Raw genomic sequence first — 15,459 nt, 5'->3', positions numbered from 1 at the left:
CAGGTCAGCTGAGCTGCGTCTGCTCGACCCAGCCGAGGTACTCCTCGGTGACCGTGCCGGTGACGTAATCGCCCGTGAAGCACGACAGGTCGAGCGACTCGATCGACGTGCCCTCAGTGATCGCCGCCTGCAGGTCGGCGACCTCCTGGTAGATCATGTGGTCGGCGCCGAGCTCGGCCGCGATCTCGGGGATCTTGCGTCCGTGGGCGATGAGCTCCTGACGGCTCGGCATGTTGATGCCGTACACGTGCGGGAAGCGCACGGGAGGCGCCGCCGAGGCGAAGGTCACCTTGTTGGCGCCGGCGTCGCGGGCCATCTGCACGATCTGCTGCGAGGTCGTGCCGCGCACGATCGAGTCGTCGACGATGAGGATGTTCTTGCCGCGGAACTCGGTGCCCATGGCGTTCAGCTTCTGGCGCACCGATCGCTTGCGCTCCGACTGCCCGGGCATGATGAACGTCCGGCCGACGTAGCGGTTCTTGTAGAAGCCCTCGCGGTACTCGATGCCGAGCTTCTGGGCGACCTGCATGGCCGACGGGCGCGACGAGTCGGGAATGGGCATGACCACGTCGGCGTCGCCGAGCGGCATGTGCTTCGCGATGGTGTCGGCGAGGCGGTCGCCCATGCGCAGGCGCGACTCGTAGACCGAGATGCCGTTCATGACGGAGTCGGGGCGGGCGAGGTAGACGTACTCGAACGAGCACGGCACGAGGCGCGGGTTCTTCGCGCACTGGCGCGAGGTCATCTGGCCGTCGAGCGTGATGAAGATCGCTTCGCCGGGCTCGACGTCGCGCACGATCTCGTAGTCGCCGTTCTCGAGCACGAGAGACTCGGAGGCGACGATCCACTCCTCCTTGCCCTTCGCGGTCAGGCGGCGCCCGAGGATCAGCGGGCGGATGCCGAACGGGTCGCGGAACGCGAGCAGGCCGTGACCGGCGATGAGCGCGATGACGGCGTAGGAGCCCTCGACGCGCTCGTTCACCTGCTCGACCGCCGCGAAGATCTGGTCGGGGTCGAGGTCGAGGCCCGTGATCTGCCCCTGCAGCTCGGTGGCGAGCACGTTCAGCAGCATCTCGGTGTCGCTCGTGGAGTTCACGTGCCGACGGTCGATGTTGAAGAGGTCCTGCGAGAGTTCGCGGGTGTTCGTGAGGTTGCCGTTGTGCACGAGGATGATGCCGTACGGCGCGTTCACGTAGAACGGCTGCGCCTCCTCCTCGCGCTCGGCGGCACCCTTGGTCGTGTAGCGCACGTGGCCGAGGCCCATGTTGCCGATGAGCGAGCGCATGTCGCGCGTGCGGAACGCCTCGCGCACCTGCCCCCGCGCCTTCGCCATGTGGAAGGCCGAGCCGTCGGCGGTCGCGATGCCCGTCGAATCCTGGCCGCGGTGTTGCAGGAGGAGCAGGCTGTCGTACACCTGCTGGTTGACGGGTTCGGTCGAGACGATTCCGACGATGCCGCACATGCGAGCAATGGCTCCTCGAAGGTGGGGGAAGGTGTCCGAGCGGACTGGACAATCCTCCCACACGTGCGCGGGTGAGCCGACTGAGTGCGGGCTGGTGCTCGGCTGAGCATCGCCCGCCTCATCCGCGCGGATTCGCCCGCCGTCATCCGCGGGTCTTGGCCCGCCATCCGCGCGTCGCGACCGAGATCTCGTTCCACGCGTTGATCGAGACGAGCAGCGCGAGCAGGGCGGCGAGCTCGTCGTCCGAGAAGTGGGCGGATGCCTCGTTCCACACGCCTTCGGGCACGTGCGTCTCCGAGAGGCGGGTCACCGAGTCGGTGAGTGCGAGGGCGGCCCGTTCGCGCGCCGTGAAGAAGTTCGCCTCGGGCCAGACGGCGACCGCGAAGATCCGCTGGTCGGATTCGCCGGCCTCGCGGGCGTCGTGCGAGTGCAGGTCGACGCAGTACGCGCAGCCGTTGAGCTGCGAGGCCCGCAGCTTCAGGAGGTCGCGGAGTCCCTTCTCGATGCCGGCGCGGTCGGCCTCGGCGGAGGCGGCGTCGTCGAGTGCGCTGACGGCGCGCGTGAAGGCCGGGGCGACGCCTTCGAAGTCGAGGCGGCGGGCGGGGGTGATGGTCGTCGTGGTGGTCATGTGGTTCACGCTACGGAGCGCGGCCGCCGCTGGTAACGTCCATTCGCATGGCGGATGATTGGGCCAATTCAGGATTGGATCTGCTCGTCGTGCTCGACCCCCGGCACAAGGTGCAGTCGCTCGAACGCGCGCTGCGGGACGCGATCGACGACGGCTCGCTCCGGGCGGGCACCCGGCTGCCGTCGTCGCGCGCCCTCGCTGCAGACCTCGGCATCGCGCGCAACAGCGTCGTCGAGGTCTACGAGCGGCTGCTCGGCGAAGGGCGCCTCGAGGCGCGCGTCGGGTCGGGCACCAGGGTGCGCGAGCGCCTCGCCTCCGCGTCGGCATCCTCGGGGGCCCTCGTCAACCGGTCCACGCGGTTCGAGCTCGACCTCCGCGGGGGCCTGCCCGACGCCTCCGCGTTCCCCCGGTCGGCCTGGCTGGCGGCGATGCGCCAGGCTCTCGCCGAGGCGTCGAGCGCCTCGCTCGGATACGGCCCGCCCGAAGGGGTCGCGCCGTTGCGCGCCGCACTCGCCGAGTACCTCGCCCGGGCCAGGGGGGTGCGCGTGCAGGCCGACGACGTCATCGTGACGCACGGTTTCGGCGAACTGCTCGGGCTCGTCGCTCGCGCGATCGCAGCGCGCGGCGGTCGCCGCATCGCGGTCGAGGCCTACGGGCACGCCTCGCACCGCGAGGTGCTCCAGGCCGCCGGGCTCGAACCCGTGCCGCTCGCAGTCGACGCCGAGGGGGCCGACGTGGCGCGCCTCCACGACTCGGGCGTCGACGCCGTGCTGCTGACCCCCGCGCACCAGTTCCCGACGGGCGTGCCGCTCTCCTCGGCGCGCCGCACCGCACTGGCCGAGTGGGCGATGACCGCCGGCGGCATCGTGATCGAGGACGACTACGACGGCGAGTTCCGCTTCGACGGGCGCTCGATCGGGGCGTTCCAGTCCCTCGCGCCCGACGCCACGGTCTACGGCGGCACCGCGAGCAAGGCGCTCTCGCCGGCCGTGGGCATCGGATGGGGCGTCGTGCCGCCCGTGCTCCGCGACGAGGTGCTCGCGGCGCGCCGGCGAACGGGCGCGGCCACCGACGCGATCGGCCAGGCGGCACTCGCGGTGCTCATCGGCTCGGGCGGGTACGACCGAAGCGTGCGAACCCTGCGCACGCGCTACCGGGCCCGCCGCGAGCGGTTCGAGGCGAGGCTCGCCGACGGAGCGCCCGACGCGAGGGTGCTCGGCCTCGCCGCCGGCATCCACTGCCTGCTCGAACTGCCCGACGGCGTTCGCGAGGCCGACGTCGTCGCCGCCGGAGCGGCACGCGGCCTGCGCTTCGACGGCCTCGCCGCGTACGCGGCCGACGCGGCGACGGCGTCGAGCCGCCCGGCCACGATGGTCGTGGGGTTCGGCGCGCCGCCCGACCTGCGGTTCGAGCAGGCCGTCGCGGCCGTCATCGCGGCGATCGACGCGGCCCGCTGAGCCGCGCGACGCGTCAGTACTCGGAGGGCTTCGCGAGCACGGCCATCGTGCAGCGCGACACGCACACGAGCTTGCCGTTGTCGTCGGTGATGCGGATGTCCCACACCTGCGTCGTGCGGCCGCGCGTGATCGGCCGAGCCTCGCCGTGCACGAACCCGTCGGCGACCGGCCGCACGTGGTTCGCGTTGATCTCCATGCCGACGCAGTAGAACTGCTCGGGGTCGACCGTGAAGCTCGCACCCCAGCTCGCGAGCGTCTCGGCCAGCGCCACGGATGCCCCGCCGTGCAGCACTCCGCCGGGCTGACGCGTGCGGCCGTCGACCGGCATCCGACCCTTCAGGGATTCGTCGGTGACCTCGGTCATCTCGATGCCGAGGGCCCGGATCGCGGTGCCCTCGCAGCGTGCGTTCGCCCACTCGACCGAGGGCTCGCCGAACCAGATGCTCATGCCTCAGAGTCTGGCACGCCGTCCGCCCAGCCACCCACCCGTCCCCGCCGGTCGAGTAGGCGCGCCAGCGCCGTATCGAGACCAGCGCCCAAGGAACCCCTACGCCAGCTCCGCGATGATCGGATGGATCGCATCGTCGAACGCCGAGGCGTCCGATCGCAGCGAATCGGTGACCGCGACGGTCTTCTCGCCGATCCACCAGACGCCGGATGTCGCGAGCGGCAGCACCTCGACGTTCAACTCGAACGAGTGGGCCCGTCGCCCGACCTCGCGCTCGTGCTCGGCGATCGTGCCGGCGTAGGCGCGATACGAGTCCCCGTGGCGCGCGCTGGATGCCGAGCGGTAGGCGTCCTGCGTCCACTCGGCCCAGGCGCGCGCGGCCTCGGCGTGGGGCACGACCGCGGCGAGCAGCACCTCGGCGCCCGAGACGGGCAGCGCGATCTCGGTCTCGTACGCCTCGACGAGCTGCAGCGGCACGGGCGACGGATGCGCCTCGGGCTCGACGGTCATGGCCCACCAGTCGCGCCACTGCGCCTCGAGCAGGTCGTGCTGGTCGATGGCGAGCGTCGCGCCGACCTTGCCGACGTCGCGCACGCGCGGCAACTCGACCGGGGAGGCGACCCCGAGGGCCGCGCGGAGGTACAGCGCGATCAGCACAGGCCGACTCGCGTTCTCTCGGATCACCCACGACGGTGTGCCCTCGTGCATGCCCGGATTCTACGCTCGGGCACGGCCCGCGGCCGGGATGCCGGGACGGGCGGGTTTCGGCGCGCCGTGCGCCGGGTACCCTTGACGGGTGAGCGCGAACTCGTCCTACGCCGCTGCCGGAGTCGACACCGCAGCAGGCGACCTCGCCGTCGAACTCATGAAGGCCTCCGTGGCCGCGACGCACGGTCCAAACGTGCTCGGCGGCGTCGGCGGCTTCGCGGGGCTCTTCGACCTGTCCTTCGCGAAGGCGTACGAGCGGCCGCTGCTCGCGACCTCCACCGACGGCGTCGGCACGAAGATCGCGATCGCGCAGGCGCTCGACAAGCACGACACCATCGGTCAGGACCTGGTCGGCATGGTCGTCGACGACATCGTCGTGGTGGGCGCGAAGCCGCTGTTCATGACCGACTACATCGCGTGCGGCAAGGTCGTGCCCGAGCGCATCGCCTCGATCGTCACGGGCATCGCGAAGGCGTGCGCCGAGACCGGCACCGCCCTCGTCGGCGGCGAGACCGCCGAACACCCCGGGCTCATGGGCGTGAACGACTACGACGTGGCCGGCGCGGCCGTCGGCGTGGTCGAGGCCGATCGTCTGCTCGGCGCCGAGCGCGTTCAGAACGGCGACGCGGTCATCGCGATCTCCTCGAGCGGCCTGCACTCCAACGGCTTCTCGCTCGTGCGTCACATCCTCGCGAACGCCGGTCTGCACTACGGCGACACCGCGGCCGATCTCGGCACGACGTGGGGCGAGGCGCTCCTCGAGCCGACCCGCCTCTACAGCGGCCCGCTCGTCGAGCTCCTCGCCGACGAACGACTCGGCTCGGCCGTGCACTCGCTCTCGCACGTCACTGGCGGCGGCATCGCCGCGAACCTCGCGCGCGTGCTGCCCGTGGGCTCGTGGGTCGAGGTCGACCGGTCGACCTGGTCGCCGGCCGCGGTCTTCCGTTCGCTGAGCGCGCTCGCGGGGTCGACCCTCGAGAGCTCCGAGGGCACCTGGAACCTCGGCATCGGCTTCTTCGCGGTCGTCGAGGCAGATGCCGCGGCCGACGTCATCGCGGCGCTCGAGCAGCTCGGGCTCCCGTCCTGGCAGGCGGGCACCGTCACGATCGGCGCACGCGACCTCGACGGGTTCGAGCAGGGTGCCAAGGGCGTCGACGGCGGAGCGGTCCGCCTCGTCGGCGGCTACGCGAGCTGACCTCCGGGTTCCGACGCATGTCGCAGACGAACGCACCGGCAGCGCACGTATCGCCGGCGCGCATCGCGCAGGCCGTCTCCATCGGCCTCATGGGCACGACCTCGCCCGAGACGCTGCTCGCCCTCGCGCCGCGCATCGAGCGCCTCGGCTTCGACGCGCTCTGGCTCAACGACGTACCGGGCGGCGACTCGCTCGCAGCGCTCCGCGTCGCGGCATCCGTCACCTCGACCCTGCGCCTCGCGACCGGCGTGATCCCCGTCGACCGCAGGCCGGTCGACTCGCTCGACCTCGCCGGGCTCCCGATCGAGCGCACGTCGATCGGCATCGGCTCGGGCGGGGCGGCGTCACCGCTCGCAGCCGTGCGCGACGCGATCGCCGGGCTGCGCGAGCGCACCGACGCGTCGATCGTGGTCGGCGCGCTCGGCCCGCGCATGCGTCGGCTCGCGGCCGAGGTGGCCGACGGCGTGCTGCTGAACTGGCTGACTCCGGATGCCGCGGCCACCGCGATGCGCGAACTCGCGGCCGATGCGGCCGGCCGATCGGTGCGCGGGGTGCTCTACGTGCGCACGATCGTCGACGAGGCGGCCAGGCCGACGCTCGTCGCGGAGTCCGCGAAGTACGACGCGTTCCCGGCGTACTCGGCGAACTTCGACCGCCTCGGATTCCCGGCGATCGACTCGACGATCGACGATGCGTCCGGCCTCGCGGCGTACGCCCAGGCGAGTGAGCCGCTCGACGAGATCGTGCTGCGCGCGATCACGCCCGGGTCGACGCTCGCCGAACTCGAGTCGTTCGTCGAGCACGCGGCGGCATGGCTCGCGGAACTCGCGGAATCACACACCGACAGCTGAGCAGGCTAGGCGCGCTGCTCGTGCTGTTCGTCGTCGGTCACGTAGCTGTCGTCTTCGTCGTCGGCGTACTCCGCCCACTTCGCAGCTTCTTCGGAATATTCGTCATGCGAACTCGTGAGTTCGCGCTCAAGCGCGTTGTAGTCGGTGTTCGGGCTGAAGTACTTCAGCTCCCGAGCGACCTTGGTGTGCTTGGCTTTCTGACGGCCGCGCCCCATGCGTGACCCCCTTACGACGTCTGGCCAGGTGGAATGTTCTTCACCCGGCGCTTCTGGTTTGTATGAATTTCGTCCGGCCGTCAGTTTAGCACCGCCGTCAGGCAGTCAGACGTTGCCATGCACAGGCGCCGAAGTGCGCTCGGAATTGGGCATGCGCACAGCTGGACATGGTTCGATGGAGACGTGACGTCGAGCCCTGAACGCGTGAAGATCGCGGTGATCGGCGCAGGGCAGGCGGGCCTCTCGGTCGCCTACTACCTGCGCCGCTTCGAGCTGGTCGCCGGCGAGGACTTCGTGATGCTCGATCGGGCTCCCGGCCCCGGCGGCGCGTGGCAGCACCGATGGTCGTCGCTTCGGCTCGGCACCGCGCATCGCGTCAACGACCTGCCGGGCATGGCCGACCTCGGCCTGAGCTTCGACACGGCCGACCGCTCGCTTCCGGCACGCGAGGTCGTCGCCGACTACTACGGCCGCTTCGAGGAGCACTTCGGCCTCCAGGTGCGCCGCCCGATGGACGTGCGCTCGGTCACGAACGAGGGCGTCGACCTCGTCGTCCGCTACGACGACCTCAGCCCGCAGCCGCTCGACGAGCAGCGCGCGCGCGGCTTCTTCGGGCGCATGCGCAAGTCGTTCCAGGAGCCGCCCGAGCAGGCGGCACCGCGTCACGAGCTCGCGGTCCAGTTCCTCGTGAACGCCACGGGCACGTGGGGTTCGCCGTTCGTGCCGTACTACCCCGGCATGACCGCCTTCCAGGGGCGGCACCTGCACACGTCCGACTTCGCCGACGCCGAGGACTTCCGCGACAAGCACGTCGTCGTGGTCGGCGGCGGCACCTCGGCGATCGGCTTCATGCTCGAGCTCGAGGGCATCGCCGCCGAGCTCACGTGGGTCTCCCGTCGGCCGATCGACTGGCTCGATCGTCAAGAACTCGACCTCGAGGGCGCGTCGGCCGCCGTCGCCAAGCAAGACGAGGCGGCCCGCTCCGGCCGCGCACTGCCCTCGATCGTGAGCGGCACGGGCGTGCCGAAGAACCGCCGCATCGCCGCGGGCATCGAGCGGGGCCTGCTCGTCGCGCGATCCATGTTCGATCGCATCGACGCCGACCGGGTCGTGTGGGAGGGCGACGACGACCACCCCGCGAGCGAGGTGCGCGCCGACGCGATCATCTGGGCCACGGGGTTCCGGCCCGAGCTGCGCCACCTCTCGCCGCTGAAGCTCCGCGAGAAGGCGGGCGGCATCAGCGTCGGCCAGGGCGCCTCGTGGAACGACCCGCGCATCTTCCTCGCCGGGTACGGCCCGCAGGCGTCGACCATCGGCGCGAGCCGCGCCGGACGCATGATCGCCCGCCAGATCATGGCGATGCTCTAGCCGAGCGGGCTCGAACGGCATCGAGGCGAGCGGATGCGACATCCGCTCGCCTCGATCGCGACCACCGCGTGCGGGGTCGACGCCTACGGCTTGTGCTGCTGCTTCGTCGAGGGGCCGCTGTCGACGGTCGAGCGGCGCGGCGGACGCACGGGCTCGCCGCGGCGGTCCTGGCCGGGCAGGGGGCGCGAGCGTCGGCCGTAGATGAGGTCCGACGAGTCGAGCAGCCACGGCACGAGGGTCACGGTGACGCCGTGCACGAGCAACAGCTTCTGGCTGATGCGGCGAGCCTTGTGGTTGTGGAGGATGCTCTCCCACCAGTGGCCGACGATGAACTGCGGCAGGTAGACCGTCACGACCTCGGAGCCGTGCTCCTCGCGACGCTGCTTGATGTACTGGATGAGCGGGTGGCTGAGGTCGCGGTACGGCGACGACAGGATGCGCAGCTTCACGTGCACGTTCTGCTTGACCCAGTCCTTCTTCAGTTGCTTCGTCGCGTCTTCGTCGAGCGAGACGTGCACCGCCTCGAGGGAGTCGTGGCGCGCCGCGATGGCGTAGTCGAGGGCCTTCAGCACGGGCTTCTGCATGCGACCCACGAGCACGATCGCGTGGTCGCCGGTCGCGCCGAACGTGGTGATCGGGTCGGGCTCGATCTCGCGTTCGACATCGCGGTAGTACCGGTTCACGCCGACCATGAGCGTGAACAGGATCGGCATCATGACGAAGACGATCCAGGCGCCGTGCGTGAACTTCGTGACGGTCACGACGATGAGCACGACCGCGGTCATGCCCGCGCCGATGGAGTTGATCACGAGCGCGCGCAGCATCGCCGAGCGCGAAAGGGCGCGGTCGTCGTCAGGCGCACGGCGAGCCGCGGCCGACTTCGACGTGGGGTGCCGGTTCTTCGAGAGCTCGCGCAGCCAGTGCCGCACCATGCCGGTCTGCCCGAGCGTGAACGAGACGAACACGCCGATGATGTACAGCTGGATGAGCACCGTCAGGTTCGCCTGGAAGACCACGAGGATCACGGATGCCGCGAGCGCGAGAATGAGCACGCCGTTCGAGTAGATCAGGCGGTCGCCGCGCGTCGAGAGCGACTTGGGCGCGTAGCCGTCGCGCGCGAGCACGGAGCCGAGCAGCGGGAACCCGTTGAACGCCGTGTTCGCGGCCAGCAGGAGCACGAGCGCCGTGGTGGCCTGGATCAGGTAGAAGAAGACGCTCGAGTCGCCGAACGTCGCGCCGGCGACCTGGGCCATGAGGCTCTGCTGAGGTTCCGTCGCGCACTCGGCCCAGCCGATGAGGTGGCATGGATCCTCGGCGTAGTGCACCTGCGAGATGAGCGCGAGCGCCGTGAGCCCGGCGAACAGCACGATCGCGATGCCGCCCATGAGCACGAGCGTGCGCTGCGCGTTGCGCACCTTGGGGCGACGGAACGCGGGCACGCCGTTCGCGATGGCCTCGACGCCCGTGAGGGCGGAGCATCCGCTCGCGAAGGAACGCAGGAGCAGCAGGATGACGCCGGCCTGGGTCAGCGACTCGGCGTCGACCTGGAAGTGCGCCGACGATGCGACCGGTGGGTTGCCCATCACCGTGCGGGTCAGGCCCACCACGATCATGACGAAGACGCTGCCGATGAAGAGGTAGGTCGGCACGGCGAACGCCTTCGACGACTCGCTCACGCCGCGGAGGTTGACCGCCGCCAGGATGATGACGAAGATCACCGCGAGCTCGACGCGGAACGGGTCGAGCTCGGGGATCGCCGAGATGATGTTGTCGACGCCCGAGGCGACCGACACGACGACCGTCATGACGTAGTCGACGAGCAGCGCGGAGGCCACGACGAGGCCCGCCTTCTCGCCCAGGTTGCGGTGCGCGACCTCGTAGTCGCCGCCGCCCGAAGGGTACGCGCGGATCAGCTGCCGGTACGACGCGACGACCGTCACGAGCAGCACGACCACGGCGACGGCGACCCACGGCGCGAAGCTCAGGAACGCGAGCCCGCCGACCGTGAGGATCATGAGCAGTTCCTGCGGCGCGTACGCCACGGAGCTCAGCGGGTCGCTCGCGAAGATCGGCAGCGCCAGGTGCTTCGGAAGGAGCTGCCCCTCGAGCTTCTCGGTCGGCAGCGGGTCGCCGATGATCCAGTGCTTCGGCGATTTCAGTTCTGGTGGCGGTGAATCCGCCTCATTTGTCACGGCGGATGAGACTACACCCGCCACTGCCCATGTCAAGTCGGCGGATGCCGCGTGGCTCGACATCCGCGCAGAACGGCCGGTCAGCCACGAATCGGGCGAGTGCTCAGCGCGTCAGCAAGTACGCGCCGGCCGCGGCCGCGAGGCCGAGCGCGAGTGTCAGCAGCACGTTGAGGATCGCGGCGCGCCACCGCCCGCCGTCGAGCAGTTCGACGGTCTCGACGCTCCACGTGCTGAACGTCGTGAGCCCGCCGCAGAACCCCGTGACGAGGATGAGCCGCAGGTCGCCGTCGATCGCCGCGCGCTCGGCGAGGCCGAGGAACGCGCCCGCGAGGCCCGAGCCGACGACGTTGACGATGAGGATGCCGCCCGGCAGGTGTCCGGGCCGCACGGGCAGGGCGCGCGAGAGCGCGAAGCGGAGCAAGGCGCCGAGCGAGCCGGCGACGAGCACGGCGACGACCACGAGCGGCGTGAGCTGCCCGGTCACAGGGTCTGCCCGGCATCCGTGACGGTGCTCGGCATGGGGCGGTGCGCGATGAGCGACCCGATCCGCAGTCCGGCGGCCGCGAGCAGCAGGCCTCCGATCGCCGAGACGGCCAGGTAGAGGGCCGCGAGCCACGCCTCGCCTGCCCCGGAGAGCAGCGCGACCGCCGCCAGGACGGCCGACATCGTCGTGAAGGAGCCGAGCACGCCCGAGCCGATGCCCGCCTTCACCCAGTTCGGCGTCGACGGGCGGGTCCAGAGCCCGCCGACGAGCCAGCCGAGCACGAAGGCGCCGACGAGGTTGATGATGAGCGTGCTCACCGGGAACTCGTGATCGGCGTGCGGCAGCGCGAGATCGATCGTGAGGCGGAGCCCGGTGCCGAGGAGGCCGCCGATCGCGACGGCGAGGTAGGAGCGCACGCGTCGAGGCTACGCCGTGCTCGCGGCCGTCGCCGACAGGTCGTGCACCCAGTCGTTCGTGTGCAGCACGATGCCGGGCTTGACCTCGAACTCCAGCGGGCCGAGCAGCGTGAAGCCGGCCTTGCGGCAGACCGCGTTCGACGGGAGGTTGTCGACGCGCGGGTACGCGTGCACGCGCAGTACCTCGCCATCGGCTCGTGCGAACTCGAGCATGGCGCCGACCGCGGCCGGCGCGATGCCGAGGCCGCGGTACTCGGCCTCGACCGACCAGCCCGACTCGAGGGCGGGCTCGCCATCGTGCTCGTGCTGCCAGTAGCCGACCATTCCGACGCCCTCGGGGTGCCCGGGGATCACGATGCGGAAATGGCGCGCCGTGCCCTCGGCCCGCAGGCGCAGGTACCTGGCGTGGCGGGCGATGACCTGTTCGTCGGTCTCGACGCCGCCCATCTGGTCCATGAGTTCGGGCGTGTTCGCGCGGCGAAGCACGTCGAGGTCGTCGGCCGACCATGGCACGAGCGAGACATCCGTCATGTCCTCACCCAACCACGGCCCACCGACGACGCTCGATGCTAGAGCTCGCGCTCCGCGTACGCGGTCATCGCGTCCCGCACGAAGCGGGCGCCGTCGACGCCGCCGTAGTTCGCGCCGAAGCGCTCATCGGCCACGTACATCTCGGCGAGGCCGAGGAAGTACTCCCTGCTCGGGCCCGCCGCTCCGCCGCCCGGGGTGCCGGGAATGCCGCGCAACCACTCGAACTGACGCTGCGCGAGCGCCTGCGCCTCGTCGCCGGCGGGGTCGATGCCGCGTTCGTGCGCGGCGATCCAGTCGGCGTTGAGGCTCGCGAGACGCTGCTGCCAGGCCCGCTTCTCGTCTGCGCCCATCGAGCGCCACCATGCGTCGCTCTTCGCGTACGCGTCGGCGCCCCAGCGCTGCTCGACCTCCTCCTTGTACTCGGTGTGGTCGAACCCGTCGAACATCTGCTCTGCCATGAGTCGTTCACCTCCTTCCAATGCGTCGATGGTCCGTTCGACCGACACGATCTGCCGTGCCAGCCGCTGCTGCTCCCTGACGAGCCACTCGAGATGGCTCCGCAGGGCGTGCGGAGCGCGCTCTTCGCGCTCGAGCACGTCGGCCACCGCAGGGAGCCCGAGGCCGAGCTCGCGCAGCAGCATGATGCGCTGCAGTCGCACGAGCGCCTCGGCGTCGTAGTACCGGTAGCCGTTCGAACCGATGCGCGCCGGCGCGAGCAGCCCGATGTCGTCGTAGTGACGCAGCGTGCGGCTCGTGGTCCCGGCGAGCTTCGCGATCTCCTGGATCGACCAGTCCACGGCCGGCTCCCTTCTCATGCGGTGGTCGTCGGGTCGTTCGCCCGACGGATGCCACGTTAGAGGTTGACGTTACGTCAAGGTCAAGCCCGCGGCATCCGTCGTTCCTTGCAATTCGCGGCAACGCGATATATCGTGTTTGGAGAAGACGCGATATATCGCGATACGAGGACTTCCGGATGCCGCGGCATCCGCCCGCAACAGAAGGAGCACCCCATGAGCATCGAGCAGTGGGTCATCAACCCCGGCGAATCGCGCGTGATCGACCTCGAGCTCGTCCGGCGCCTCAAGGTCGGCCTCATCGGAGGCAAGGTCGACGTCATCGCGCACGACGAGCCCGGCGCACGCGTCGAGATCAGCGGCGTCACCGGCAAGGACCTGAAGGTCTCGATCAACGGCGACGTGCTCGAGATCGACCACCCCCAGCTCGGCTGGGACAACTTCATCGACGTCTTCAAGGGATGGGCCGGCAACGCGAAGGCCGACGTGTCGATCCTCGCTCCGCGCCACGTCGCGCTGAAGCTCGGCATGATCTCGGGCGACGCCCTCATCGCCGGCTTCACGACCGACGCGAAGATCAGCACCGTCTCGGGCAGCATCGTCGTCGACAACCACGAGGGCGACCTCGACGTGTCGAGCGTCTCGGGCGAGATCTCGGTCGGCAACCACCTCGGTTCGATCGACGCGCACTCCGTGTCGGGCGACGTCGTCGCAACCGGCGAGATCTACGGCTTCGACGCCGACACCGTCTCGGGCAGCATGATCGTCGACGCCAAGGGCACGCCCGGCAAGATCGACACGAACACCGTCTCGGGTTCGCTCACGGTCCGCTTCGACGCCGGAGCCGGTGCCCGCTACCGCATCAACACGGTCGGCGGCACGGTGCTCCTCGACGACACCCGCATCAAGGGCGTGCTCGGCAAGGGCTTCGAGCGCATCACCGGCGAACTCGCGGGCACCTGGCTCGACCTCGCCGCGAACAGCGTCTCCGGGTCGATCTCGGTGATGACGCGGGTGCGCCACGAATCGAGCAGCAGTGAAGGGGCGGATGCCGGCGGCTCCGCCGAGGCCGGAGTCGGCGCCGAACGCGACGCCGAGGCATCCGTATGACCCCCGTCTTCGCCCACGGCAGCCTGCGGCTCTACCTGCTGGCGCTCCTCGCCGAGCAGTCGCGGCACGGCTACGAGCTGATCCAGGCGCTCAGCGACCAGTTCGGCGGCACGTACACCCCGAGTGCCGGCACGATCTACCCGCGCCTGGCGAAGCTCGAAGAAGAGGGACTCGTCACCAAGGCGGCCGACGGTCGCAAGACCGTCTACGAGATCACCGCTGCCGGGCGCGCAGAGCTCGAGTCGCGGCGGCACGAGCTCGACGACATCGAGAACGAGGTCACCGACTCGGTGCGACGCCTCGCCGACGGCGTGCGCGCCGAGGTGAACGACGCGATGCGTTCGCTGCGCGCCGAGCTGGCCAGCGCCGCGCGCGAGGCCAAGCGTGCGGCGACCACGACGACCGCGGGTGCAGCCGGTGGCGCGGGCGCGGGGTCGACCGGTGCGACCGGTGGTCCGGGTTCGGCCGACTCCGAGCGCATCGAGTCCGAGCGCGCCCTCCAAGACGCCGACCTGGCGATCGCGGAGTTCCGCCAGCAGCTGCGCACCGACCTGCGTTCGCATCGCGGGCGTGTGCGGCCCGAGTCCGTCACGTTGCTCACGGCGCGCCTCGCGCAGGTGCGGGCCGACGTGCTCGCGACGCTCGCCCAGCACTGACGGGCGCCGGTCGACCCCCGGTCGGCCACCCGCGCCGGTCGCGGAGCGCAGCGTCTCGAGACCAGCGCCCCGCGCCACACCTCGCCGGTCGAGGAGGCGCGTCGGCGCCGTCTCGAGACCAGCGCCCGGCCCGGGGGTTCGGCCCGCTTCCGCGCCGAGAGGAGTACGACGGGTCGGCGGGTGTCCCTCCGCGCCGACCCGCCGAGTTCAGGGTGCCGCCGGGGCGGCAGCCGGCGACGTCGACTCGCGCTCGCCGGAGGCGCCGGCATCCGCATGCTCGACCGTCGGCCGCTTGATGGCGAACAACGGGATCGTGTATCCGCACAGCGGGCCGATGAGCAGCGCGAAGGCGACTGTGCCGATGCCGACGTTGCCGCCGAGCAGCCAGCCGGCGGCGAGCACCACGAGCTCGATGCTCGTGCGCACGATCCAGATGCGCCATCCGGTGCGTGCGTGGATGCCGGTCATGAGGCCGTCGCGAGGCCCGGGGCCGAAGTGCGCGCCTATGTAGAGGCCGGTCGCCATCGCGAGCACGAGGATGCCGGCGGGCAGCAGCACGATGCGCACCCAGAGGTCGAGACCCGATGGGATCAGCCAGAGCCCGAGGTCGGCGGCCGGCCCCACGAGCAGCACGTTCATGATCGTGCCGAATCCGGGCTTCTGCCGGATCGGGATCCAGAGCAGCAGCACGAACACGCTCGTGATGACCGTGACCAGCCCGAAGTTGAGGCCGGTCTGCTTGGAGATGCCCTGCGTCAGCACGTCCCACGGGGCGACCCCGAGCTCGCCGCGCACGATCAGCGCGATGCCGATGCCGTAGAACAGCAGGCCGACGTAGAGCTGCACGAGCCGACGCACGAGGATCGGGGCCGGGTCGCGGAAGGAGGCGTGGCGGGGGAGCATGAGGCGATCCAATTGCACGATTGGCCTTTCCGTATACATCC

17 protein-coding genes are annotated in these 15,459 nt (G+C 70.6%); 6 read left to right on the top strand and 11 right to left on the bottom strand.

The annotated features are described in order from the left end of the window. Positions 1-4: 4 nt before the first annotated feature. Together purF and GQR16_RS17105 are read right to left on the bottom strand one after the other, a co-directional pair. A complete protein-coding gene (purF, locus tag GQR16_RS17110) occupies positions 5-1,462 on the bottom strand; it encodes an amidophosphoribosyltransferase (RefSeq protein WP_157416382.1) in 1,458 nt (485 codons plus the stop codon). A 142-nt stretch (positions 1,463-1,604) separates the two neighbouring features. Further along, positions 1,605-2,090 (bottom strand): carboxymuconolactone decarboxylase family protein, encoded by a 486-nt coding sequence (locus tag GQR16_RS17105; RefSeq protein ID WP_157416381.1) that lies wholly within the window; start codon positions 2,088-2,090, stop codon positions 1,605-1,607. A gap of 47 nt (positions 2,091-2,137) precedes the next feature. Between GQR16_RS17105 and pdxR the strand changes: the two genes are divergently transcribed. Next, positions 2,138-3,547 (top strand): MocR-like pyridoxine biosynthesis transcription factor PdxR, encoded by a 1,410-nt coding sequence (gene pdxR / locus GQR16_RS17100; RefSeq protein ID WP_157416380.1) that lies wholly within the window; start codon positions 2,138-2,140, stop codon positions 3,545-3,547. Between the two features lie 13 nt (positions 3,548-3,560). Here pdxR and GQR16_RS17095 read toward each other — a convergent pair whose 3' ends face one another. Further along, positions 3,561-3,995 carry a PaaI family thioesterase gene (locus GQR16_RS17095; RefSeq protein ID WP_157416379.1) on the bottom strand — a complete coding sequence of 145 codons (435 nt, stop codon included), beginning with the start codon at positions 3,993-3,995 and terminating at the stop codon, positions 3,561-3,563. Positions 3,996-4,094: 99 nt separating this feature from the next. Further along, entirely contained in the window at positions 4,095-4,703 is a 609-nt protein-coding gene (locus tag GQR16_RS17090) for a zinc-binding alcohol dehydrogenase (protein ID WP_157416378.1), read from the bottom strand. Between the two features lie 88 nt (positions 4,704-4,791). On the opposite strand from GQR16_RS17090, the gene purM reads away from it, so the two are divergent. Continuing rightward, entirely contained in the window at positions 4,792-5,898 is a 1,107-nt protein-coding gene (gene purM / locus GQR16_RS17085; RefSeq protein ID WP_157416377.1) for a phosphoribosylformylglycinamidine cyclo-ligase, read from the top strand. A 17-nt stretch (positions 5,899-5,915) separates the two neighbouring features. Beyond that, the gene (locus GQR16_RS17080) at positions 5,916-6,749 is read left to right on the top strand and encodes an LLM class flavin-dependent oxidoreductase (RefSeq protein WP_246200909.1); all 834 of its coding nucleotides are present in this window, start codon (positions 5,916-5,918) and stop codon (positions 6,747-6,749) included. A 5-nt stretch (positions 6,750-6,754) separates the two neighbouring features. Here GQR16_RS17080 and GQR16_RS17075 read toward each other — a convergent pair whose 3' ends face one another. Further along, complete coding sequence (locus GQR16_RS17075) at positions 6,755-6,964, bottom strand: DUF3073 domain-containing protein (protein ID WP_157416376.1); 210 nt, start codon at positions 6,962-6,964, stop codon at positions 6,755-6,757. Between the two features lie 183 nt (positions 6,965-7,147). Here GQR16_RS17075 and GQR16_RS17070 point away from each other — a divergent pair, with 183 nt between their 5' ends. Next, positions 7,148-8,332 carry an FAD-dependent oxidoreductase gene (locus tag GQR16_RS17070; protein ID WP_246200908.1) on the top strand — a complete coding sequence of 395 codons (1,185 nt, stop codon included), beginning with the start codon at positions 7,148-7,150 and terminating at the stop codon, positions 8,330-8,332. Between the two features lie 83 nt (positions 8,333-8,415). On the opposite strand, the gene GQR16_RS17065 is transcribed toward GQR16_RS17070, so the two are convergent. The 5 genes from GQR16_RS17065 to GQR16_RS17045 all read right to left on the bottom strand — a co-directional run bounded on the left by GQR16_RS17065 (position 8,416) and on the right by GQR16_RS17045 (position 12,752). Further along, positions 8,416-10,470: an APC family permease gene (locus GQR16_RS17065; RefSeq protein WP_246200915.1), complete on the bottom strand. Its 2,055-nt coding sequence runs from the start codon at positions 10,468-10,470 to the stop codon at positions 8,416-8,418. Between the two features lie 157 nt (positions 10,471-10,627). Beyond that, complete coding sequence (gene crcB / locus GQR16_RS17060) at positions 10,628-11,008, bottom strand: fluoride efflux transporter CrcB (RefSeq protein WP_157416373.1); 381 nt, start codon at positions 11,006-11,008, stop codon at positions 10,628-10,630. Next, positions 11,005-11,424 (bottom strand): fluoride efflux transporter FluC, encoded by a 420-nt coding sequence (locus tag GQR16_RS17055; RefSeq protein WP_157416372.1) that lies wholly within the window; start codon positions 11,422-11,424, stop codon positions 11,005-11,007. The genes crcB and GQR16_RS17055 overlap by 4 nt, the downstream gene beginning before the upstream one ends. A 9-nt stretch (positions 11,425-11,433) precedes the next feature. Beyond that, positions 11,434-11,955 carry a GNAT family N-acetyltransferase gene (locus GQR16_RS17050; protein WP_157416371.1) on the bottom strand — a complete coding sequence of 174 codons (522 nt, stop codon included), beginning with the start codon at positions 11,953-11,955 and terminating at the stop codon, positions 11,434-11,436. A 38-nt stretch (positions 11,956-11,993) separates the two neighbouring features. After that, positions 11,994-12,752, bottom strand: coding sequence for a MerR family transcriptional regulator (locus tag GQR16_RS17045; protein ID WP_157416370.1), 759 nt, complete (start codon positions 12,750-12,752; stop codon positions 11,994-11,996). 213 nt (positions 12,753-12,965) lie between these two features. Here GQR16_RS17045 and GQR16_RS17040 point away from each other — a divergent pair, with 213 nt between their 5' ends. Both GQR16_RS17040 and GQR16_RS17035 read left to right on the top strand, forming a co-directional pair. After that, complete coding sequence (locus GQR16_RS17040) at positions 12,966-13,859, top strand: DUF4097 family beta strand repeat-containing protein (protein ID WP_157416369.1); 894 nt, start codon at positions 12,966-12,968, stop codon at positions 13,857-13,859. Continuing rightward, positions 13,856-14,515, top strand: a complete 660-nt coding sequence (locus GQR16_RS17035) for a PadR family transcriptional regulator (RefSeq protein WP_157416368.1) — start codon at positions 13,856-13,858, stop codon at positions 14,513-14,515. The genes GQR16_RS17040 and GQR16_RS17035 overlap by 4 nt, the downstream gene beginning before the upstream one ends. A gap of 207 nt (positions 14,516-14,722) precedes the next feature. On the opposite strand, the gene yczE is transcribed toward GQR16_RS17035, so the two are convergent. Then, complete coding sequence (gene yczE, locus GQR16_RS17030) at positions 14,723-15,418, bottom strand: membrane protein YczE (protein WP_211373565.1); 696 nt, start codon at positions 15,416-15,418, stop codon at positions 14,723-14,725. Between the last annotated feature and the right edge of the window lie 41 nt (positions 15,419-15,459).

The organism is Agromyces allii, assembly GCF_009749385.1.
Classification (GTDB): domain Bacteria; phylum Actinomycetota; class Actinomycetes; order Actinomycetales; family Microbacteriaceae; genus Agromyces; species Agromyces allii.
The sequence above is the reverse complement of the archived record's forward strand: the minus strand, read 5'-3'. Positions and strand labels throughout refer to the sequence as shown.